Raw genomic sequence first — 21,483 nt, 5'->3', positions numbered from 1 at the left:
GGTTTAGTGGCCTCCCAGCGCGAGGGAAAGGTGGCGGATAGCGAAGCCGGCGAACGTAACGAGCCACAGCGCAAGCACGATCCACAGCATCTGGCGCTGGTACTTCGCGCCTTTCTTCCAGAAGTCGATGGCGATCACACGAAGGCCGTTGAAGGCGTGGAAGATGATCGCCGCGACCAGGCCCGTTTCACCCAGGGCCATGAGGGGGTTCTTGTAAGCACCAATGACGGCCGTGTAGGCCTCGGGGGACACGCGCACCAATGAGGTGTCCAACACATGGACCAACAAGAAGAAAAAGATCACTACACCGGTAATACGGTGTCCAACCCAGGACCACATGCCTTCACGGCCGCGGTACAAGGTGCCAGCTGGTTTTGTCGGCACTGATTAAACCTTCCTGCAACACAGCGGCGCTGGCATGGGATCCATGCGGGGGGAACGCCTGCTGCGAGAGCACTCGTAGCTCACGCCTAAATCTAGGCTTCGCTACCAGCTTATTCAATTTAGGACGCGCTTCTCTGGTTGTTAATTCCATGTTTCCTGCCCGTATTTAGGCGATATTTCGGCGATTTCCCGTACTTCGTGAGACGAAGGCCACATGTGTGGAGGCCTGCGGGGCTTCGCAGCCGCGTCGGATAAAGTGTTGCGGTGAGTACAGAAGACGCGACATTCCCGGAATCTCCATTGAACCGCTTCCACGCGGTTATTCCGGCGGGCGGTGTGGGGACCCGGCTGTGGCCACTCTCGCGTGCCGCTGCGCCCAAGTTCCTCCATGACCTGACCGGCTCCGGCAGCACGTTGTTGAGGGCCACCTATGACCGCCTTGAGCCGCTGGCCGGTGAGCGGGTGCTTGTTGTGACCGGCGAGGCACACCGTGCCGCTGTATGCCGGCAGCTCCCCGAGGTGGGCGACGACGAGCTGGTGCTCGAGAGCGAGCCCAAGGACTCCGGTGCTGCCATCGGATTGGCCGCCGCGATTCTCCACCGCCGCGACCCGGAGACCATCATGGGTTCGTTCGCCGCGGACCAGGTGATCAGCCCTGACGACCTCTTCCAGGAGACCGTGCGCGAGGCAATTTACACCGCTGCCACGGGCAAGATCGTCACGATCGGCATCAAGCCCACGCACCCCTCCACCGGCTTCGGCTACATCCGCTCCGGTGAAGCACTGAACGTGGAAGGCGCTCCGAACGCGCTTGCCGTGGCTGAGTTTGTTGAGAAGCCCAGCGAGGAAGTCGCGAAGAAATATGTAGAAGCAGGGGACTACGTCTGGAACGCAGGCATGTTCGTGGCTCCCGTAGCGCTCATGCTCCAGCACCTCGAAGCGAACCAGCCGGAGTTGTTCAAGGGCCTCCAGGAAATTGCCGAAGCCTGGGATACGCCACAGCGCGCTGAAGTTACCGCGCGTGTCTGGCCCACACTGCCCAAGATTGCGATCGACTACGCGGTTGCCGAGCCGGCAGCGGCAGCCGGCGATGTCGCCGTCGTGCCTGGTACTTTCCGCTGGGACGATGTTGGCGACTTTGCCGCGATCGGCCGCCTGAACAACGCGGGCGACGTCGATGAAGTTACCGTTCTTGGCGAAGGTGCCCGGGTGTTTGCCGAGAACGCGAGCGGCGTGGTGGTGTCCGATACCAAGCGCGTGATTGCCCTCATCGGCATCAAGGACGTGGTCATCGTGGACACGCCCGACGCACTCCTGGTGACTACCAAGGAACATGCCCAGTTGGTCAAGGGCACTGTCGACGCCCTGAAAGCGAGTGGCGATACGGACGTCCTGTAGCAATCCCTTATACCGTGAGCCACCTCTTTGGTTGTCCTGCGCCTGAACGCAGCGTAACCAAGAGGTGGCTTTCGTTCTTCGGAGGCCGCGGATGGCTAGAGTTGTGACGTGCGCAATTACACGACTGAAACCGAGCCGACCCCCGTTGTAAGTCCGTGGGTGGATGAGCTGCTGCCTGGACTCATCGATTTCAGGCGGGACCTGCACGCGCACCCTGAACTCTCCTTCAAGGAATTCCGCACCACCGACAAACTCGTGGAGCGGCTCGAAGCTGCAGGATTGCAGCCGCGCCGCCTTGAAGGAACCGGACTTACGGTTGACGTGGGCGAAGGCCCTATTGCCACTGCACTGCGCGGTGACATCGACGCCTTGCCCATCATCGAGGAAACGGGTCTGCCGTTCGCTTCGAAGAACCACGGCGTCACGCACGCCTGCGGGCATGACGTCCACACCACCACCATGCTCGGCATCGCCTTGGTGCTGCAGCGGATGCACAAGAACACCCCGCTGGGCGGGACTGTCCGCATTATTTTCCAGCCAGCCGAGGAGACGATGCCCGGCGGTGCTTTGTCGTGCATCGAGCAGGGTGTGCTGGAGGGCGTTCCCCGGATCCTTGCGTTGCACTGCGATCCCAGGATAAACGTGGGCAAGATCGGCACCCGGATCGGGGCCATCACCTCGGCATCGGACACCATCAAGATCGAGCTCACGGGCCGGGGTGGCCACACGTCCAGGCCGCACCTGACGGAAGACCTGGTCTTTGCCCTGGCGCAGATTGCGGTCAACGTACCCGCCGTGCTCTCCCGTCGCGTGGATGTCCGCAGCGGCGTGTCAGTGGTGTGGGGCCAGATCTCGGCAGGTTCTGCACCCAACGCCATCCCGGGCACTGGCTACATGGCGGGCACCATGCGCTGCCTTGACCGCGATGCCTGGCATAGTGCCGGGGAGTTGCTGGACGACGTCGTGAAGCAGGTTGCCGCTCCTTACGGCGTGGACGTGCACCTGGAGCACACCCGCGGCGTTCCTCCAGTGGTCAACTCCGAGCATGAGACAGCCCTGATTGAAGCGGCGGCGCGAGCTGAACTCGGCGAGAACGCCGTCGTCCTGACACCCCAGTCCATGGGTGGCGAAGACTTCGCCTGGTTCCTGGCAGACCTCCCGGGAGCCATGATGCGGCTCGGCACCCACACGCCCGGCGGCGAGGAATATGACCTTCACCGTGGCGACTTCATCGTGGATGAACGCGCCCTTGGCTACGCCATCCGCGTCCTGACCGCAGCCGCCCTCCGCACCATCCGCGACCTCCAGGACTGACCCCAACTGAGTCGCAGTTAAGCGCGTTTTGAGCTCTCAAAACGCGCTTAACTGCGACTCAGTTGGGTACCAGCACGGGAAGATGAGTTGTGCACAATTGAATTGTGCACTATCGTTTTCTTCATGAGTGATGCACCCCGCCTCCGCCACCAGGTCTGCTTTGCGTTGTATTCAGCGTCCAAGGCGGCGACGGCGGTCTACCGCCCCGTGCTGGACGAGCTGGGTCTGACCTATCCGCAGTACCTGGTGATGCTGGTCCTGTGGGAGCAGGAACCGCGCAGCGTGCGGGAACTCGGCGCCGAACTCGGGCTCGACTCCGGCACCTTGTCGCCTCTCCTGAAGCGCCTTGAAGCCCTTGGGTTCGTTGAGCGCCATCGTTCCCTGGAGGATGAACGCCGTGTGGATGTCGTCCTGACCGACGCCGGCAGGGAGTTGAGCACCCGCGCCCAGGCCGTCCCCAAGCGCCTCGCTGATGCCGCCGGCCTGTCCGCGGACGAGATTGAGCAACTGCATGCCACGCTCGGCAAACTCACGGCTGCACTGCAGAAGTCACTCTGAGAATTTTTCCAAGCCACACCCAAGCCCTTTGATATCCAAGAGAAAAGGAAGATTCGTGAAGACTCTCTACACTGCCGAGGCTTTGGCCTCGGGCGAAGGCCGCGACGGCAACGCCCGCACCAACGACGGCAAGCTCGACGTCGCCCTCGCCAGCCCGGTTGAGCTCGGAGGCAACGGACAGGGCACCAACCCCGAGCAATTGTTCGCCGCCGGCTACGCGGCATGCTTCCACTCCGCCCTGCGTTTGGTGGGCCGCATGGAACGCGTTGACCTCAGTGATTCCGCCGTTGCCGCCAAGGTCCACTTCGGTGCACTCACCGACCGCGAGGGTTACGGCTTGGCCGCCGAGCTGGAGATCGCGCTGCCCGCCTTGGATCGCGACACCGCCGAGGAACTGATGGCCAAGGCCCACCAGATCTGCCCGTATTCCAACGCCACCCGCGGCAACATGGCAGTGGACCTCAAGCTCGTGGAGTTTGCAGCATGAGCACTGCAACAACTGTCCTGCCAGTGGAAACCCGGGAAATCCAGCTCACCTCGCGTCCTGTCGGCCGCCCATCGCCGGAGAACTTCCGTCTGGCCGCCTCCGGGCTGCCGGACCTTCAGGACGGGCAGATCCTGGTCCGGAACCAGTTCATGTCCGTGGACCCCTATATGCGCGGGCGGATGAATGACGTCAAGTCCTACTCGGCACCTTTCCGCCTGGATGCAGCGCTCGACGGCGGTGCGGTAGGTGAGGTGATCGCGTCCAGGTCCGACGCGCACAAGGTGGGTGACGTCGTCGTGCATCAGCTGGGGTGGCGTGAGCACGCGGTGGTGGACGCGGCCGCGACAACCACCGTTCCAAGCGGCCTTGCTCCAACATCGGCATTCCTTGGTGCTTTGGGCATGACTGGCCTGACCGCGTATGCGGGCCTGCTCAAAGTTGCCGAGTTCAAAGAAGGCGATGTCGTCTTCGTGTCGGGAGCAGCGGGTGCTGTGGGATCCATGGTGGGCCAGATTGCGAAGGCGTCGGGAGCCGGCAAGGTGATCGGCAGTGCCGGTTCTGCCGGGAAGGTCGCCAGGCTGCTGGAGCTCGGCTTTGATGCCGCCTTCAACTACAACGATGGTCCCGTTCTTGAGCAGTTGCGTGAAGCTGCGGGGGAGCGCGGCATCGATGTGTACTTCGACAATGTTGGTGGCGAACACCTTGAAGCCGCCCTGGCTACGCTCACCGTGGGCGGGCGCGTTGCCATGTGTGGTGCCATTGCCCAATACAACTCCACCGAGCCGCCGGTTGCACCAAGGAACCTGGCCGTGGCGATTGGCAAGCAGCTGACACTGCGTGGATTCCTCGTTGGTGGCCAGCGTCAGCACGCGGCGGAATTCGCGGAGAAGATGGCCGGTTGGCTGGCGGACGGAACGGTTCGCTACGACGAGACGATCGTGGACGGCCTGGAGAACGCACCACAGGCATTCATTGATTTGCTGGACGGCGCAAATACCGGAAAGATGCTCGTCCGGCTGTGATCTGCGGGGTGGGCCGGGTGTGACTTGCACACCCGGCTACTGCTTGGTAACAAAAGGTCAACAATCTGCCCTCGGGGACCGGATTGTGCTACCTGCGTGTGGTCTGCGCCACTAGTGTTGGGGGTATCAAGGCGCTTCGGCGCAGTGCTGCGAACTTCAGTGAAAACAGAATTTCTGCCTCGGGTATTCGAAACGGACACTCATTGACCATCCGTCGTAGCGCGACTCACTTTCTTCCTGGAGGAAAATTGAAGAACCCACTGCGTTCCACCCTTAAGCGCGGTTCAATGGCCGGAATTGCAACCGCAGGAGCCGCAGCGCTCTTGCTCAGCGGTTGCGGACAAGCTCCTGACGCCGGTTCGGGCGCCGCCACCAAGAGTGACTACATCGGCTGCATTGTGTCCGACTCCGGCGGATTCGATGACCAGTCCTTTAACCAGTCCTCCTTCGAGGGTTTGCAGAAGGCCGAAAAGGACCTCGGCATCACCATGAAGTCGGCGGAGTCCAAGGCCAACAGTGACTACGAGACCAACCTCAACGGAATGGTTTCCGCCGGCTGCAACCTGACCATCACGGTCGGCTTCCTCCTCGGCGATGCCACCAAGGCTGCCGCGGAGAAGAACCCGGACAAGCACTTTGCGATCATCGACGTCTCGTACCCGGCCCCCGTCGCGAACGTGAAGCCCGTGGTCTACGACACCGCACAGGCCGCTTACCTGGCTGGCTACGCAGCTGCTTCAGCAACCAAGACCGGCAAGGTGGGTACCTTCGGCGGCATCAAGCTTCCCACGGTCACCATCTTCATGGACGGCTTCTATGACGGCGTCCAGGCCTACAACAAGGCCAAGGGCAAGTCCGTCCAGGTTGTCGGCTGGGACAAGACCAGCCAGGATGGCTCGTTCACGGGCGACTTCGAGAAGCAGGACACCGGCAAGCAGATCACCAAGAACCTCCTGGACCAGGGTGCGGACATCGTCATGCCCGTAGCGGGCCCTGTAGGCAAGGGTGCCGGAGCAGCGCTGAAGGAAGCCAAGGCAGCCGGCAAGGACGTCAAGCTCATCTGGGTTGACTCCGATGGCTACCTCACCGCCCCTGAGTACAAGGACCTCATGCTGACCTCCGTGGTCAAGCAGATGGGTCAAGCCGTGGAAACCCTGGTGAAGGACGACAAGGAAGGCAAGTTCAGCAACGAAGCCTACGTTGGCACCCTGGCCAATGAGGGCGTCGCCATCGCCCCGTTCCACGACCTCGATTCCGCAGTTTCCGCCGAGACCAAGTCCGAGCTCGACAAACTGAAGGCGGACATCGTGTCCGGCAAGCTGGTTGTTGAATCAGCGTCAAGCCCCAAGAAGTAACAACTCCCGGACGCGCCGCCAGTACCGAGTGCCGGTACTGGCGGCTCGTTTTTGCCCTGACCTGCGCCTATTTTGCGGACGCCAGCGCCTATCTTGCTGGCCCTCGCAAGAATAGGCTTCTGCTCAAAGCCAATGGCTTTGAGCAGTACAGCCGTCCCTCGGACTCAAAGAACGGTGGGAGTTGTGAAACTCGAATTGAAGGGGATCTCGAAAGCCTTCGGGACCTTCTACGCCAACCAAGACATCGACCTCGTGGTCGAATCCGGCCAGATCCATTGCCTCCTCGGCGAAAACGGCGCCGGAAAATCAACCCTCATGAACGTGCTGTACGGACTCTATGAACCGACGGCCGGACAAATCCTTGTTGACGACAAGCTCGTTAACTTCCGCGGCCCCGGCGACGCCATGGCCGCCGGCATTGGCATGGTCCACCAGCATTTCATGCTGGTTCCAGTCTTCACTGTCGCCGAAAACGTGGCCCTCGGCGCAGAGCCGACGTCGTTTGGCGGCGTCCTCAGCATTGATGAAACCCGGAAGAAAATCCGGGACATATCAAAGAAGTACGGCTTCGACGTCGATCCCGATGCTCTGGTTGAGGACTTGCCCGTAGGCGTCCAGCAGCGCGTCGAGATCATCAAGGCGTTGGTCCGGGAGGCCAAAGTGCTCATCCTGGATGAACCCACGGCAGTCCTCACGCCCCAGGAAACCGATGAACTCCTGGACATCATGCGCCAGCTCAAGGCAGCTGGCACATCGGTTGTGTTCATTTCGCACAAGCTTCGCGAAGTGAAGGCCGTCGCGGACGTCATCACGGTCATCCGTCGCGGCAAGGTAGTAGGAGATGCCCCACCTACAGCCTCGGCCACGGAACTTGCTTCCATGATGGTGGGCCGCCCGGTCAGCCTGACCTTGGACAAAGCCACGGCCCAGCCCAAGGAAACCACGTTCGTGGTGAAGGACCTGACAGTCCGCGCCCCCAATGGAACCAACGTGGTTGACGGCATCAGCTTCGACATCGCCCAAGGCGAGATCCTCGCCGTCGCGGGTGTCCAGGGCAACGGCCAGACGGAACTTACGGAAGCCATTCTCGGTATCCAGCCGCACGTTACGGGATCCGTGACGCTGGACGGCAAGCAGCTCCTGGGCCTGCCGGTCAAGGACGTGCTGCGCTCCGGCGTCGGGTTCGTCCCGGAAGACCGCACAGTGGACGGCTTGGTGGGTCCCTTCTCTGTTGCCGAGAACCTGGTGCTGGACCTTTACGACCAAGCACCGTTCGCCAGCGGCATCAGCATGAAGCCCTCCAAGGTTGCAGAAAATGCCGAAGCGAAGATCCAGGAGTTCGATATCAGGACGCCTTCGGCGGGAGCAGCGGCCGGAACCCTGTCCGGCGGCAACCAGCAAAAAGTGGTCATGGCCCGTGAGCTCTCCAGGCCCTTGCGGCTGTTCATCGCAAGCCAGCCCACGCGTGGCGTGGATGTTGGCTCCATCGAATTCCTGCACAAACGCATAGTTGCCGAGCGGGACGTCGGAACACCCGTGATGATCATTTCCACGGAACTCGATGAAGTGATCGAACTCGCGGACAGGATCGCTGTCCTTTACAAGGGGAAACTCGTGGGCATTGTCCCTGCCGGAACTCCCCGCGACACGCTCGGCCTGATGATGGCCGGCGTCGGCCCGGAAGGAGGCTCCCATGACGAGTAACGACCAGACCCCCGGTAAGGACCAGACCCCCGGCAAAGACCAGACTCCCGAGGAATCTGCCTCGGAAGTACGTGCGGCGGATGTCGCACTCGACACCGCTGGCGGCACGTTGGAACCGTCCATCGTTCCTGTGTCCTCGCAGAGCGGGGACACCGGTCACCGGCAAGCCAGCACGATGCGCAGAATCGTCATGGGCAACGGCTTCGTGTCGGTCCTGGCCGTTATCGTGGCGCTGTTCCTGGGCGGATTGCTCATTGCCAGCACGGACAAGAAGGTTTCCGAGAGCGCGGGTTACTTTTTTGCCCGGCCATCCGACTTCCTGCTGGCGCTGTGGAATGCCATGACCAAGAGCTACGTTGCGTTGTTCCAAGGCTCGGTCTTTAACACCCGCCAGGGTTTCATGCCACTGCTTGAAACAATGACGGTAGCCACGCCCCTGATCTGTGCAGGCCTCGGCGTTGCCTTGGCCTTCCGGGCCGGCCTGTTCAACATCGGTGCCCAGGGCCAGATCATCATCAGCGCTACGTTGGCTGCCTATGTCGGGTTCACCTGGCACTTGCCGTTCGGGCTCCACCTGCTGCTGGTCATCATCATGGGCGTCCTCGGAGGCGCCGCATGGGGTGCGATTGTTGGCATCCTCAAAGCCAGGACCGGCGCACACGAGGTCATCGTGACCATCATGCTGAACTATGTGGCGCTGTTCCTTTTGGACTTCCTCCTGAACACGGCGGCCTTCCGGCGCCCGGGGGACAACAGCCCCATTTCACCCCGCTTGGATGAGACTGCCACCTACCCCGTGCTCATCCCGGATTCCCGGCTTCATCTGGGCTTCCTGGTGGCCGTCCTGCTGACATATGGCGTGTGGTGGATGCTGAACCGCTCCACCATTGGCTTTGAGTTCCGCGCTGTTGGTGCCAACCCCGTTGCTGCACGGACGGCCGGGGTCAAGGTACCGCGGGCCACTATCCTGGTGATGGCGTTTGCCGGCGCGCTTGCTGCCTTCGGCGGCGTTGCCCAGGTAGCGGGTACGGAAAAGGTCCTGACCGGCGGCATTGCAGCCCAGATCGGTTTCGATGCCATCACAGTTGCCCTGCTTGGCCGAAGCACTCCGTGGGGCACGTTCTTTGCGGGCCTCCTGTTTGGTGCTTTCCGGGCCGGTGCAGTCCAGATGCAGATCCAAACGGGCACGCCGATCGACATCGTGTTGGTGGTTCAATCGCTGATCGTCCTGTTCATCGCAGCACCGCCATTGATCAGGTCGATCTTCCGGCTTGAGCCGAAGAAGAACAAGACAACGAAGGCGGCTCGGAAAGCTGCCCTTGCCAACGCCGCCGGAGGTGCCAAGTGAGCGCAACATCCACCGCCCACATGGCGGGAGGAACAGAATTGCCTGGACTTCGCCCCTCCTTGAAGGTCCCGGTTTCGCTCGGCGTCCTGGCACTCATTGCGCTCGTCTTCTTCGGCCTCATGGGTCCGGACCAGACAGCAGAGATGAAGATCAGCGATCCCGGCGATGCCTTTGTCGTCCCGGCGCTGGCGATTCCAGGCCAGGTAGGTGGCATCGTCCTGGCCATCGTGCTCCTGGCCATGGCCGCTTACTCCATCTTCCTGTGGACGCGGGGAGAGCGATCACCCAAGTGGTTGCCCATCGCGTTTGCGGTGGTCTTCGTCTTCGCCTTGTTGGTATGGATTGTTGCCGGTGCGCGCCAGCCCTCAATCTCCCTTGCCGGCCTGGTTGCGGGTTCGGTGACCTTGGCTGTTCCCTTGGTGTTTGGCTCCCTCTCCGGCGTCTTGTGCGAGCGGGTTGGCGTGGTCAACATTGCCATTGAAGGCCAGTTGCTCTTTGGAGCCTTCACCGCCGCCTTGGTTGCCACGGTGACTGGTAGCCCCTACGTCGGCCTGATTGCTGCCGCAGCCGCCGGCGCAATCGTGTCCATGGTCCTCGCCGTCTTCAGCATCAAATACCTCGTCAACCAGATCATTGTGGGCGTTGTCCTGAATGTGCTGGTCTCCGGCCTCACGGGCTTCCTGTTCGGCACCGTCATGGTTCCCAACAAGGAGCAGTTCAACACCCCTGGCCGCCTGGATATCCTGCCGATTCCGTTCCTTTCGGACATTCCCATCGTTGGGCCCATCCTGTTCAAGCAGTCCATCGCGGGCTACCTGATGTATGTGGCCGTGGCCGTAGTGTGGTTCGGCCTGTTCAAGACCCGTTGGGGCCTGCGCGTCCGCGCTGTCGGCGAGCACCCGCAGGCTGCGGACACCTTGGGCATCAACGTCAACGCCACCCGCTTCTGGAACGTGACGCTTGGCGGTGCGATCGCCGGCATCGGCGGTGCCGTGTTCACACTGGTGACCATCGACTCCTTCACCAAGGAAATCTCCGGTGGCCGCGGCTTCATCGCCCTGGCAGCCCTGATCTTCGGACGGTGGAATCCGATCGGAGCCTTCCTCGCCTCCCTGCTGTTCGGCTTTGCATACAACCTGCAATCGATTCTGGGCATCATCGGAACCCCGGTTCCGAGCCAGTTCATGGCCATGCTGCCGTACCTGGTGACCATTTTCGCCGTCGCTGGTTTGGTGGGTAGGTCGCGGCCACCTGCCGCAAGCGGCATACCGTACGTGAAGGGTTGACGATGCCGACTCTTCATGAAAGGCGCGTCGATTGGCATGCGCTGGAAGAAGCTGCAGTACAGGCCATGGAGCGGGCCTATGCCCCGTATTCCAAGTTCCCGGTGGGGGCTGCGGCCCTCACCGAGGACGGCCGGATTGTCAGCGGCTGCAACGTGGAGAACGCCAGTTATGGACTGACGCTGTGCGCTGAGTGCGCGTTGGTGGGCCAGCTGCACATGACCGGCGGAGGCAGGATCGCGGCTTTCTATTGCGTCGATGGCGAAGGGAACGTCCTCATGCCGTGCGGGCGTTGCCGGCAGTTGCTCTACGAATTCCGGGCGCCCGGCATGCAGCTCATGACGACGCAGGGAATCAAGTCCATGGACCAGGTGCTGCCTGACGCCTTTGGTCCCGAAAACCTGGAGGAAAGCACGTGAGAAGCACCGAAGCCTTCGACGCCGTTCAGATCATTTCCATTAAACGCGATAAAGGCACGCTCACACCGGAACAGATTGACTGGACCATCGATGCCTACACGCGCGGCGTGATTGCCGAGGAGCAGATGGCGGCGTTGAACATGGCGATCCTGCTCAACGGCATGAACCGTGAGGAAATCTCCCGCTGGACTTCGGCGATGATCGCCTCGGGGGAGCGGATGGACTTTTCCTCGCTGACAACGCCCGACGGCGGCCGGAAACCTACCAGCGATAAGCACTCCACCGGTGGGGTAGGGGACAAGATCACCCTGCCGTTGGCTCCGCTGGTGGCAGTTTTCGGCGTCGCCGTTCCGCAGCTGTCCGGCCGTGGACTCGGCCACACGGGCGGCACTTTGGACAAGCTCGAAGCGATCCCCGGATGGCGCGCGAATTTGAGCAATGAGGAGATCATGGCCCAGCTCCAGGATGTGGGAGCGGTGATTTGTGCTGCCGGATCCGGTCTGGCGCCGGCTGACAAGAAGCTCTACGCCCTGCGCGATGTCACCGGAACCGTCGAAGCGATCCCGCTGATTGCTTCCTCCATCATGAGTAAGAAGATCGCCGAAGGTACGGGCTCGCTCGTGCTTGACGTGAAGGTGGGATCCGGTGCGTTCATGAAGGATGAGGCGCGGGCACGTGAGCTGGCGGAGACCATGGTGGCCTTGGGGAAGGACGCGGGTGTTCACACTGTGGCACTGATGACCGATATGTCCACGCCGCTGGGCCTGACAGCAGGCAACGCCATCGAGGTGGAGGAATCCGTGGAGGTGCTTGCGGGTGGCGGTCCGGAAGACGTCGTCGAACTGACTGTCCGCCTGGCCGAGGAGATGCTGGCCGGGGCCGGCATTCACGACGCCGATCCTGCGGCTGCCCTCAAGGATGGGCGCGCCATGGATGTCTGGAACCGGATGATCGAAGCACAGGGTGGCGACCCGCGCGCTGCGTTGCCGGTGGCGAAGGAATCCGAGGTTGTCTACGCCCCGGCCGACGGTGTCCTGGTGGAGCTCGATGCTCTGTCCGTGGGCGTTGCGGCGTGGCGGCTCGGAGCCGGCCGGGCCCGCAAGGAGGACAAAGTCCAGGCCGGAGCCGGGGTACGGCTGCACGCAAAACCGGGCGCGCTGGTCAGGGCCGGCGAACCGTTGATGACCCTGTTGACGGACACTCCTGAAAAGTTTGACAGGGCCAAGGAAGCACTGCAGGACGCCGTGGTGATTGCGCCTGAGGGCTCGAGACCGGCCCATCAGCTGATCATCGACAGGATCGCCTAGGCTTAGATCCTGTGCAGGCCATCAACGATTTCATCCTCGCCGCGGCCGGGCAGCCGTGGGTGTTGTTCCTTGTGTTGGCCTGCTGCCTGATCGACGGTTTCTTCCCACCGATTCCCAGCGAGTCCGTGGTGGTCGGCTTGAGTGCGGTCTCCGGCGGCGGAGGCTCGCCCAACGTGTGGCTGCTCGGTGTGGTGGCTGCAATTGGCGCTTTCTCAGGCGACAATATTGCCTACTTGATCGGCCACCGCATCGGGATCCAGCGTTGGCGCTGGATGCGCACCCAGCGCATGCAGGGCGCCTTCCGCTGGGCCGGCAAGGAACTTCGACGGCGGTCGGCCTCACTCATCATGGTGGCGCGCTTCATTCCGATCGGACGGGTGGCGGTCAACCTGACGGCCGGTGCCACGCATTTCAACCACCGCCGCTTTATTGGGCTCACCGCAATGTCGGCCATCCTGTGGGCCAGCTATTCCGTGGTCCTGGGGTACTTCTTCGGGGTCTGGTTCGAGCACAACCATCTATTGGGTGCCGCGATTGCGATTGTGGTGGCGGTGATCCTGGGAATCATCATCGACCGCATCATCAGCAAAGTCCGGGGATCGGTTCCGCTGGACCGCAAGAACATCGCCGAAGGCACGAATGTCGCTGGGGAAGAAGCCCCGCCTCCACCCACGGTATGACACGGACGACGCCGGAAGATCAGTCCGGCGGCTGAGGCCGGAACGCGGGGTCCACGAGTAGCGTTAAGTCAGTGATCCCGAGGCCGGGGCGTAGCGAACGACGTCCCGGCCATGGGACACTAAGAGCGACTTCCGTCACAGTGTCAAGTCATATTCGCCTAGGAGCTACCGCCGCGTGGAGTTTTTGAACCAAATGCTCGAGCATGCAGCAGGGCAGCCCTGGATTTATCCGGTCCTTCTGGTCTTCTTCTTCATTGACGGATTTGCCACCATCCTTCCCAGCGAAACAGCCATCGTTGGCCTCTCGGCACTATCCCTCCACAACGGACAGCCCAACCTGTGGATCCTCGGCGGCACCGCATTGGTGGGTGCCATGGCAGGCGACAACATGGCCTACATGCTGGGCCGCAAAATTGGCTTGAACCGTTGGAAGTGGATGCGGCGCCCCAAGGTCCGGAAGATGTTCGCCTGGGCCCAGTATGAGCTCGACAAACGTGGGGCTGTCCTGATCTTCACGGCCCGGTATATTCCCTGGGGACGTGTGGCTGTGAACTACGTTGCCGGACAGACGGGATTCCGTCACAGGACATTCTTCTTCCTGGATGCCTTTGCCTGCGTCACCTGGGTTTGCTACTCCATCGGCATCGGACTCCTCGCAGGGCAATGGGTGCACAACAACCCGCTGCTTGGCGTGGGCATTGCAGTGGCGTTCGCGGTGATCCTGGGCATTGTCGTGGACCACGTCCTTCGCTGGTGGCACAAGTACCTGGAAAAGAAGGACCTGGAGAAGAAGGATCAGGCTGCCGCCGCTGCGGCAACTGCGCTGGCGCCCACGACCAACCCGCAGGAGTTGACCCCAAAGGCGGCCGCCGGCGTCGACCTCTCCAAGCCTGCTGGCTAAGCACCTGCGGTCCCCCTACAGTTAGTACGTGACTGAGCCCATTGTTGACGCTGCCCCTGCCCTCGACTTCGATTTGAAGAGCCTTCCCAAGGTTTCCCTCCATGACCACTTGGACGGGGGACTGCGGCCTGCAACCATCATTGAATTGGCGCACGCCGTCGGCCACACGCTGCCTTCCACTGATCCTGTTGCCTTGGGCCAATGGTTCCGGGAATCCGCGGACTCCGGTTCGCTGGTGCGGTACCTGGAAACGTTCGACCACACGATTGCCGTGATGCAGACCAAGGAGGGCTTGTTCCGGGTCGCCAAGGAATTCGTGGAAGACCTCGCCGAGGACGGCGTCGTGTACGGTGAAGTCCGGTGGGCCCCTGAGCAGCACCTGCAGAAGGGCCTGACCCTGGATGAAGTGGTGGAAGCGGTCCAGGATGGCCTCGAAGCCGGCGTGGATGCGGCTGAAGAACGCGGCCAGCAGATCCAGGTGGGGCAACTCATCACTGCGATGCGCCACGCTGACCGCGGCCAGGAAATCGCGGAGCTGGCTGTTCGACACCGCGCCAACGGCGTTGTCGGTTTCGACATCGCGGGAGCCGAGGACGGCTTCCTGCCTTCACGGTTCAAGGACGCCTTCACCTACCTTGCCGAGAACAACTTCCCGGCCACGGTCCACGCCGGTGAGGCCGCAGGCCTGGACAGCATCCAGTCGGCGCTCGTGGACGGACGCGCTTTGCGGCTTGGGCACGGGGTGCGTATTGCCGAGGACATCACGGTGGAGTTTGAGGACAACTCCGACGACGACGGCGAGGACACCATCGGCATGGTGACACTCGGCGGCGTGGCCGCCTGGGTGCGCGACCGCGGAATCGCCCTGGAAATCTGCCCGTCATCGAACCTCCAGACCGGTGCTATCTCCAGCTTCGGCGAAGGCATCGAGAGCCACCCGTTGGACATGCTTTTCCAGCTCGGTTTCAACGTCACCATCAACACGGACAACAGGCTCATGAGCGGTGTCACGTTGACGGACGAGTTCGAGCTCCTGGTGGAGACTTTCGACTACGACCTCGATGATTTGCTCGAACTGACGCTCAACGCCGCAGAGGCCGCCTTCCTGCCCTTGGACGAGCGTGAAGCTTTGGTCGAGTACATCAACGATGCCTACGCCAACCTCGGCTAAGGAGTCCGGCAACGGCATTTCGGAGCTGATCCGGACCATAGCCTCATTGCGCGAGCATTGCCCTTGGATGGGTGCGCTGACGCATGAGTCCCTGGTGGAGTACCTGATCGAGGAAGCCTACGAGGTTGTGGACTCGATTGAGGCCGGGGATTCGCCCGCCAGGGACGAGGAGCTTCGCGGCGAGCTGGGCGACGTACTGCTTCAAGTGGTGCTGCATGCCCGGCTTGCCGAGGAGCGCGGCAGCTTCGACTTTGATGCTGTGGCCCGCGGCATCAACGCGAAGATGGTCCGCCGCAATCCACACGTCTTCAAGCCGGACGGTTCGCTGCAGGCCACGTTCCCGGCGACGGTCGAGGAAATCATCCTGAAGTGGGATGCCGTGAAGCGTTCCGAGAAGCCCGGCCGTGCCGATCCGTTCGAGGGAATTCCACCGCACTTGCCTGCCTTGGCAGGGGCGCAAAAATCCCTGGACCGTGCTGCCCGTGCGGGTCTGTCGGTCGACGCCCAAAGCCGGGCAACCGCCGTCGGGCTTCCTGCGGTTCCAGACTCGGAAGAGGCGCTCGGTGAGCTGTTGCTCGCCGTCGTTGCCGGTGCCAGGGAGCAAGGGCTCGACGCCGAGCGTGCCCTCCGCGCAGCAGTTCGATCGTTTCAGAACGGGAAGGCCCGGCCTTCATGACGTGAGGAGTTTGAACCCGTTCCGTAACCTAAGCCACTCTCGACTACGCTAGTAGCGACGAGGACGTTGAGAATTTCCCTCCACATTCCTGTAATTTGCCCATAAGGAGCACATCCATGGCGCTTATCGATGCCATCCACGCCCGCGAAATCCTTGATTCCCGCGGAAACCCGACCGTAGAAGTTGAGGTCCTGCTTTCCGACGGCCAGATCGGCCGCGCAGCAGTTCCCTCCGGCGCCTCCACCGGCGAACACGAAGCTGTTGAACTCCGCGACGGCGACAAGGGCCGTTACCTCGGCAAGGGTGTCCAGAAGGCCGTTGACGCGGTCATCGACGAGATCTCGCCGGCACTCATTGGTTTCGACGCAACGGACCAGCGCAGCATCGACCAGGCCATGATCGACCTCGACGGCACCCCGAACAAGAGCAAGCTCGGCGCCAACGCCATCCTGGGTGTTTCCCTGGCCGTTGCCAACGCAGCCGCTGCTTCCTCGGACCTGCCGCTGTACAAGTACCTCGGTGGCCCGAACGCACACGTCCTGCCGGTTCCGCTGATGAACATCCTCAACGGTGGCTCGCACGCCGACTCCGATGTTGACATCCAGGAATTCATGATCGCCCCGATCGGTGCCGAGACCTTCTCCGAAGGCCTGCGCTGGGGCGTTGAGGTGTACCACAACCTCAAGGCCGTCCTTCAGGAAAAGGGCCTCTCCACGGGCCTCGGCGACGAAGGTGGCTTTGCCCCCAACCTGCCGTCCAACCGCGCTGCACTGGACCTGATCCAGGAAGCCATCAAGAACGCCGGCTACACCCCGGGCACGGACATCGCCCTTGCCCTGGACGTTGCATCCTCCGAGTTCTACAAGGACGGTGCATACCAGTTCGAAGGCAAGGCACTGACCGCCTCGGAAATGAGCGCCTACTACGCCGAGCTCGTTGCCGACTACCCGCTGGTCTCCATTGAAGACCCGCTGGACGAGAACGACTGGGAAGGCTGGAAGACCCTCACCGACACCATCGGTGACAAGGTCCAGCTGGTTGGCGATGACCTCTTCGTCACCAACCCGGTCCGCCTGCAGCAGGGAATCAGTGCCGCCACGGCCAACTCCCTGCTGGTCAAGGTCAACCAGATCGGTTCCCTGACCGAGACCCTGGACGCCGTTTCCCTGGCCCAGCGCTCCGGTTACACCACCATCACCTCGCACCGCTCCGGCGAAACCGAGGACACCACCATTGCTGACATCGCCGTTGCCACCAACGCGGGCCAGATCAAGACCGGTGCCCCGGCCCGCTCCGAGCGCGTCGCAAAGTACAACCAGCTCCTGCGCATCGAAGAAGAACTCGACGACGCCGCACGCTACGCCGGCCGCAGCGCGTTCCCGCGTTTCAAGGGCTAGCATTCCGCGAAAACAGCTGACCGGTGGCTATGGTGGAAAGACCATAGCCACCGGTTCTGTTTAACGCTTGCCTGCGGAGCCGCGGGCACAGCAGGACCTACGCAAGTTCCGCACACGTACGTTACGCGCAGGGCAAGCGCAGCAACCCGCCAGGCAAGCACCGGGCATTACAGGAGTGTCATGGCCACCCGTCGTCCAAAGGTTCCCAGGGCCGACGCCCTCGGAAGGCCGAACAGCGCAGGAAGGCCAAACAGCTCAGGAAGGCCGAACAGCGCAGGCAGGCTAAACGGCGCAGGCACGGCCAACGGCCCGGCACGGCCCGCTACGGCAGGCAAGCCAAACAGTGCAGGCCATGCCGACGGGGACGTCATCGAGGCAGAGTTCGGCGCTTCCCGCGCCCCTGCGGAATCCTCGACGCCGGCAACGGCCGCCAGAAAAACCCGGGCTCCCAAAACCCCGGGCAGCGGCAGAAGCCCCGCCACCAAAACCACGGGCAGCGGCAAGAGCCCAGCCACCAGGACGAGCCCCGCCGCGTCCACGAAAGCTTCAAGCAAGGCCTCCGGCAACAGTGCCGGTGATGCCCAGGACCTCGATCCCGTACCGGCCAAGGCGTTCTCGGGCAGGATGCTCGCGCTGGCCGTCGTCATGATTGCCATCACCATCATGCTGGCGCCCACGGTCCGGATTTTCCTGGAGAAACGGGCCGAAATCTCCGCGCTGGAGGCCGAGATCGCCAGCAAGCAGGCAGAGCAGGCGGAGCTGAACAAGCAGCTTTCCCGGTGGCAGGATCCCAACTACGTGAAACAGCAGGCCCGCGACCGCATTAACATGGTTATGCCGGGTGAAACGGGTTACTGGGTATTTGGCGGGGAAGAAGCCGCCGGTACCCCTGGGGGCCGCACCGGCTCCGGCTCATCCGCAAACCCGGCAAACCTGCCCTGGGTGGATGCGCTCTGGGAGTCAATCAGACGATCGGCAACAGACTAGACGCGGTGCCCGCCGCCGTCGTGTTCCTTCCGGGACATGGCCAAAAGGGCAGGAAGGTTGGCAGCGCAAGTGGAAGAGAACACGGCAGCCATGCCGCAGGAATCCCGCCAGCCATCAGCACACGACCTCGATGTCCTCAGCCGCCAGCTGGGCAGGCCGGTGCGGGACGTGGTGGAGATTCCCGCCCGCTGCGTATGTGGGAATCCGCTCGTGGCGGCCACGGCGCCCCGGCTCAGCAACGGGACCCCATTCCCCACCACGTTCTACCTGACCCACCCGGTCATCACGTCCGCTGTGTCTCGCCTGGAAGCGGGCGGGCTGATGAATGAGATGAATGATCGGCTGACCGCGGACCAGGAACTTGCGGATGCGTACCATGGTGCCCACGAGGCCTACCTGCAGGCGCGCAACGAGATCGCTGGACGTTCCGGGACCGGTGCCGTGCCGGAAATCGACGGGATCTCCGCTGGTGGCATGCCCACCCGCGTCAAGTGCTTGCACGTCCTGGTTGGCCACTCGCTGGCTGCCGGTCCCGGGGTCAACCCGCTGGGCGATGAGGCCCTGGAAGCAATTTCAGAGTGGTGGACCAAAGATCGTTGCTACTGCGATGGCGCCTGGGACACTGCAGGCGAGGCGCCCTCGAGGGATCTTAGCCGTCACGGTCCTCAAGGTTTGCCTGACATCGTGGGTCGCCCGGCACCGGTCCGTAAACCCAAGGCCGCGTCCGTTAGCGAAGTGGTGGAGGACGCATGAGCCGCGTTGCTGCCATTGACTGCGGAACCAACTCCATCCGTCTCCTCATTGCCGATGCCTCGGCGAACGGCGCCCCCGGGCCGCTGACCGACGTCGTGCGTGAAATGCGTGTGGTGCGGCTTGGCCAGGGCGTAGATGCCACCGGAGAACTTGCTCCCGAGGCCTTGGAACGCACCTTCTCCGCCACAGCGGACTATGCAGCGCTTATCCGCGAACACGGTGCCACGCGCGTGCGCTTTGCCGCCACCTCGGCCACCCGCGACGCCAGGAACCGCCAGGTTTTCGTTGACGGGATCCGTGAGCTTCTGGGTGTGGAGCCTGAAGTTATCTCGGGTGATGAGGAAGCTGCGCTGTCCTTCGCAGGGGCAAGCAGTGTTTTGCCGGTAACGGGGGATGACGCCGTGCTGGTGGTTGACCTTGGCGGTGGCAGCACCGAATTCGTCCTCGGCGATGCCCATGGCGTGATTGCTGCGCGTTCGGTGGACATTGGCTGTGTACGGTTGACCGAACGGCACCTTCGCAGCGACCCGCCTACGGCGGCGCAAATTGCCGCGGCAGAGGCCGACGTCGACGCCGCACTCGACCTCGCCGCTCAGACAGTCCCGTTGGACCGTGCCACAGCCGTGGTTGGCGTCGCGGGTTCCATCACCACCATCACTGCGCACGCCCTGGGCCTCAGCGAATACCAGCCGGACCGGATCCACGGCGCCTACCTGGACATTGAAACCATCAGCGACGCGTGCACCAGCCTGCTGGAGATGACCCGCGACGAGCGGGCGGTCCTTCCCTACATGCACCCAGGCCGCGTGGACGTTATTGGAGCTGGAGCCCTGGTGTGGCGGCGCATCCTGGAAAGGCTTGCTGCGGCGGGCAACGGTGCCATCGGCGGTGCAATTTCGAGCGAGCACGACATCCTGGATGGGATTGCCCTGAGTATCCGGGACTCCGCATGACCCTGCGATGCAACCGCCTGCTTTCTGCTGCCCTGGCCACGATGCTGGCCGGGGGAGCGTTGGCGGGTGCGCTGTTGACTGCACCGGCAGCGATGGCGGACGCCTGGCGGGACAAGGAGTACTGGCTCAAGGAATCGGGAATCACGAATGCCTGGCAGGTCTCCAAGGGTGCAGGAGTCAAGGTCGCCATCATCGATAGCGGCGTTGACGGGAACCACCCTGACCTCAAGGGCGTCGTCGTGGGCGGAACGGACGTTTCCGGAGCCGGGGCGCCCAACGGACAGAAAAGCATAGGCGCCAAGACAGAGCACGGAACCCTTGTGGCCACCATGCTTGCCGGGCGCGGTCACACCACGCCCACAGCTTCCCCGTCGCCCTCAGCCTCACCGACGGTTCCTCCTGCCGGGGGACCGGACGGGATCATCGGCGTCGCGCCTGAAGCGGAGATCCTGGCAGTGTCCACCTGGCTGGGGTCACCTAATCCGGGAGGCAAGACGGACCAGGAACAGATTCCGGACGCCGTGCGCTGGGCCGTGGACAATGGCGCGAAGGTCATCAATATTTCCCTGGGCAGCACCTCACCGGTTTGGCCTCAAAGTTGGGATGCCGCCTTCCTGTATGCCGAGCAAAAGGATGTGGTGATCGTCGCCGCCGCGGGCAACCGGGTGGGTGGCAACGTGCAGGTTGGCGCTCCTGCCACCATTCCCGGCGTGCTCACCGTGGCAGGGCTCGACGGCGATGGCCGGGCCAGCGTCGACTCCTCCTCCCAGGGGATCAGCATTGGCGTTGCAGCACCGGCAGAAAATCTGTTGGGAGGCCTTCCCGGGGGCGGATACGCGCAATGGGCTGGAACGTCCGGGTCCGCGCCCATCGTTTCCGGCGTGGCTGCGCTCATCCGGTCCAAGTGGCCTGACATGAGCGCGAAGCAGGTCATCAACAGGATTGTCAGCACGGCCAAGGACGCCGGTGCCCCTGGCAAGGACCCCCTTTACGGCTACGGCGTGCTCAACGCAGAGGCAGCACTGAAGGATCAGGTAGAGACAACAAGCACCAATCCACTCGGATCGATCGCGGACTGGATCCGCGTCCACCGGCGAGGTGACTTCAGCACGCCCTCCGAGGCCCCTGTGGCCAGTCCTACAAGCGCTGCACCCACCTTGGCAGATCCGACGGTTCCCGTCGCCGCTACTCCTGCACATGTGGATGATGCCCTTCCGGCCGCTGTCGTACTCGGATTCGGCGGCATTTTCGCAGTGATCATCGTGGGCGCATCCATTCAGTTGCGCAGGGTCGCCAAGAACCCTTCCACTGCCGGGGAAGAGGCAGAAACGGGAACGCTGGAAGCGGTGGATCCACCCACCCGGAAGTAGCTAGTGAAGATTTTCA

21 protein-coding genes are annotated in these 21,483 nt (G+C 62.7%); 20 read left to right on the top strand and 1 reads right to left on the bottom strand.

The features are described 5' to 3' along the window. Window positions 1–3: 3 nt before the first annotated feature. Window positions 4–384: a succinate dehydrogenase, cytochrome b556 subunit gene (gene sdhC, locus J2Y41_RS21720; RefSeq protein WP_089594138.1), complete on the bottom strand. Its 381-nt coding sequence runs from the start codon at window positions 382–384 to the stop codon at window positions 4–6. A gap of 264 nt (window positions 385–648) precedes the next feature. Between sdhC and J2Y41_RS21715 the strand changes: the two genes are divergently transcribed. The 20 genes from J2Y41_RS21715 to J2Y41_RS21620 all read left to right on the top strand — a co-directional run bounded on the left by J2Y41_RS21715 (window position 649) and on the right by J2Y41_RS21620 (window position 21,467). Continuing rightward, window positions 649–1,782 carry a mannose-1-phosphate guanylyltransferase gene (locus tag J2Y41_RS21715; protein ID WP_224091533.1) on the top strand — a complete coding sequence of 378 codons (1,134 nt, stop codon included), beginning with the start codon at window positions 649–651 and terminating at the stop codon, window positions 1,780–1,782. A gap of 108 nt (window positions 1,783–1,890) precedes the next feature. Beyond that, window positions 1,891–3,096, top strand: a complete 1,206-nt coding sequence (locus J2Y41_RS21710) for an amidohydrolase (protein WP_224091535.1) — start codon at window positions 1,891–1,893, stop codon at window positions 3,094–3,096. Between the two features lie 123 nt (window positions 3,097–3,219). Further along, window positions 3,220–3,654 carry a MarR family transcriptional regulator gene (locus J2Y41_RS21705; protein ID WP_309931643.1) on the top strand — a complete coding sequence of 145 codons (435 nt, stop codon included), beginning with the start codon at window positions 3,220–3,222 and terminating at the stop codon, window positions 3,652–3,654. Window positions 3,655–3,709: 55 nt separating this feature from the next. Then, window positions 3,710–4,141, top strand: a complete 432-nt coding sequence (locus tag J2Y41_RS21700) for an organic hydroperoxide resistance protein (RefSeq protein ID WP_309931641.1) — start codon at window positions 3,710–3,712, stop codon at window positions 4,139–4,141. Then, on the top strand, window positions 4,138–5,163 hold the full coding sequence (locus J2Y41_RS21695) for an NADP-dependent oxidoreductase (RefSeq protein ID WP_224091539.1): 1,026 nt from the start codon (window positions 4,138–4,140) through the stop codon (window positions 5,161–5,163). The genes J2Y41_RS21700 and J2Y41_RS21695 overlap by 4 nt, the downstream gene beginning before the upstream one ends. A 287-nt stretch (window positions 5,164–5,450) precedes the next feature. Continuing rightward, window positions 5,451–6,518: a BMP family ABC transporter substrate-binding protein gene (locus J2Y41_RS21690; RefSeq protein WP_309931673.1), complete on the top strand. Its 1,068-nt coding sequence runs from the start codon at window positions 5,451–5,453 to the stop codon at window positions 6,516–6,518. 183 nt (window positions 6,519–6,701) lie between these two features. Next, the gene (locus tag J2Y41_RS21685; RefSeq protein WP_309931638.1) at window positions 6,702–8,222 is read left to right on the top strand and encodes an ABC transporter ATP-binding protein; all 1,521 of its coding nucleotides are present in this window, start codon (window positions 6,702–6,704) and stop codon (window positions 8,220–8,222) included. Further along, window positions 8,212–9,570 (top strand): ABC transporter permease, encoded by a 1,359-nt coding sequence (locus J2Y41_RS21680; RefSeq protein ID WP_309931636.1) that lies wholly within the window; start codon window positions 8,212–8,214, stop codon window positions 9,568–9,570. The genes J2Y41_RS21685 and J2Y41_RS21680 overlap by 11 nt, the downstream gene beginning before the upstream one ends. Window positions 9,571–9,590: 20 nt before the next feature. Further along, window positions 9,591–10,856: an ABC transporter permease gene (locus J2Y41_RS21675; RefSeq protein ID WP_396133579.1), complete on the top strand. Its 1,266-nt coding sequence runs from the start codon at window positions 9,591–9,593 to the stop codon at window positions 10,854–10,856. A 2-nt stretch (window positions 10,857–10,858) separates the two neighbouring features. Next, window positions 10,859–11,272, top strand: a complete 414-nt coding sequence (locus J2Y41_RS21670; protein WP_224091549.1) for a cytidine deaminase — start codon at window positions 10,859–10,861, stop codon at window positions 11,270–11,272. Further along, window positions 11,269–12,579, top strand: a complete 1,311-nt coding sequence (locus tag J2Y41_RS21665; protein ID WP_309931631.1) for a thymidine phosphorylase — start codon at window positions 11,269–11,271, stop codon at window positions 12,577–12,579. The genes J2Y41_RS21670 and J2Y41_RS21665 overlap by 4 nt, the downstream gene beginning before the upstream one ends. An 11-nt stretch (window positions 12,580–12,590) precedes the next feature. Further along, entirely contained in the window at window positions 12,591–13,259 is a 669-nt protein-coding gene (locus tag J2Y41_RS21660) for a DedA family protein (protein ID WP_309931629.1), read from the top strand. Window positions 13,260–13,452: 193 nt separating this feature from the next. After that, window positions 13,453–14,160 (top strand): DedA family protein, encoded by a 708-nt coding sequence (locus J2Y41_RS21655; RefSeq protein WP_309931671.1) that lies wholly within the window; start codon window positions 13,453–13,455, stop codon window positions 14,158–14,160. Between the two features lie 28 nt (window positions 14,161–14,188). Beyond that, window positions 14,189–15,331, top strand: coding sequence for an adenosine deaminase (locus J2Y41_RS21650; RefSeq protein ID WP_309931627.1), 1,143 nt, complete (start codon window positions 14,189–14,191; stop codon window positions 15,329–15,331). Beyond that, window positions 15,309–16,007 (top strand): MazG nucleotide pyrophosphohydrolase domain-containing protein, encoded by a 699-nt coding sequence (locus tag J2Y41_RS21645; protein ID WP_224166803.1) that lies wholly within the window; start codon window positions 15,309–15,311, stop codon window positions 16,005–16,007. The genes J2Y41_RS21650 and J2Y41_RS21645 overlap by 23 nt, the downstream gene beginning before the upstream one ends. Before the next feature lie 116 nt (window positions 16,008–16,123). Beyond that, entirely contained in the window at window positions 16,124–17,404 is a 1,281-nt protein-coding gene (gene eno, locus J2Y41_RS21640; RefSeq protein WP_216924896.1) for a phosphopyruvate hydratase, read from the top strand. 180 nt (window positions 17,405–17,584) lie between these two features. Continuing rightward, window positions 17,585–18,391, top strand: coding sequence for a septum formation initiator family protein (locus J2Y41_RS21635; protein WP_309931622.1), 807 nt, complete (start codon window positions 17,585–17,587; stop codon window positions 18,389–18,391). 69 nt (window positions 18,392–18,460) lie between these two features. Next, on the top strand, window positions 18,461–19,144 hold the full coding sequence (locus tag J2Y41_RS21630; protein ID WP_224091559.1) for a DUF501 domain-containing protein: 684 nt from the start codon (window positions 18,461–18,463) through the stop codon (window positions 19,142–19,144). After that, window positions 19,141–20,097: a Ppx/GppA phosphatase family protein gene (locus J2Y41_RS21625; RefSeq protein ID WP_309931620.1), complete on the top strand. Its 957-nt coding sequence runs from the start codon at window positions 19,141–19,143 to the stop codon at window positions 20,095–20,097. The genes J2Y41_RS21630 and J2Y41_RS21625 overlap by 4 nt, the downstream gene beginning before the upstream one ends. After that, window positions 20,094–21,467 carry a S8 family serine peptidase gene (locus J2Y41_RS21620; protein ID WP_224091561.1) on the top strand — a complete coding sequence of 458 codons (1,374 nt, stop codon included), beginning with the start codon at window positions 20,094–20,096 and terminating at the stop codon, window positions 21,465–21,467. The genes J2Y41_RS21625 and J2Y41_RS21620 overlap by 4 nt, the downstream gene beginning before the upstream one ends. The last annotated feature ends 16 nt before the right edge of the window (window positions 21,468–21,483 follow it).

It is taken from the genome of Arthrobacter sp. 1088, assembly GCF_031455315.1.
In the GTDB taxonomy this organism is placed as follows: domain Bacteria; phylum Actinomycetota; class Actinomycetes; order Actinomycetales; family Micrococcaceae; genus Arthrobacter.
This window is presented reverse-complemented; position numbering and strand designations above follow the sequence as displayed.

Bases quoted from the DNA above. Each gene is read 5' to 3' on its own strand.
- J2Y41_RS21690 (WP_309931673.1), top strand. From the start codon at position 5,451: ATGGCCGGAATTGCAACCGCAGGAGCCGCAGCGCTCTTGCTCAGCGGT.
- J2Y41_RS21645 (WP_224166803.1), top strand. From the start codon at position 15,309: ATGCCTACGCCAACCTCGGCTAAGGAGTCCGGCAACGGCATTTCGGAG.
- J2Y41_RS21655 (WP_309931671.1), top strand. From the start codon at position 13,453: ATGCTCGAGCATGCAGCAGGGCAGCCCTGGATTTATCCGGTCCTTCTG.
- J2Y41_RS21680 (WP_309931636.1), top strand. From the start codon at position 8,212: ATGACGAGTAACGACCAGACCCCCGGTAAGGACCAGACCCCCGGCAAA.
- J2Y41_RS21620 (WP_224091561.1), top strand. From the start codon at position 20,094: ATGACCCTGCGATGCAACCGCCTGCTTTCTGCTGCCCTGGCCACGATG.
- J2Y41_RS21705 (WP_309931643.1), top strand. From the start codon at position 3,220: ATGAGTGATGCACCCCGCCTCCGCCACCAGGTCTGCTTTGCGTTGTAT.
- J2Y41_RS21695 (WP_224091539.1), top strand. From the start codon at position 4,138: ATGAGCACTGCAACAACTGTCCTGCCAGTGGAAACCCGGGAAATCCAG.
- J2Y41_RS21625 (WP_309931620.1), top strand. From the start codon at position 19,141: ATGAGCCGCGTTGCTGCCATTGACTGCGGAACCAACTCCATCCGTCTC.
- J2Y41_RS21675 (WP_396133579.1), top strand. From the start codon at position 9,591: ATGGCGGGAGGAACAGAATTGCCTGGACTTCGCCCCTCCTTGAAGGTC.
- J2Y41_RS21670 (WP_224091549.1), top strand. From the start codon at position 10,859: ATGCCGACTCTTCATGAAAGGCGCGTCGATTGGCATGCGCTGGAAGAA.
- J2Y41_RS21635 (WP_309931622.1), top strand. From the start codon at position 17,585: ATGGCCACCCGTCGTCCAAAGGTTCCCAGGGCCGACGCCCTCGGAAGG.
- eno (WP_216924896.1), top strand. From the start codon at position 16,124: ATGGCGCTTATCGATGCCATCCACGCCCGCGAAATCCTTGATTCCCGC.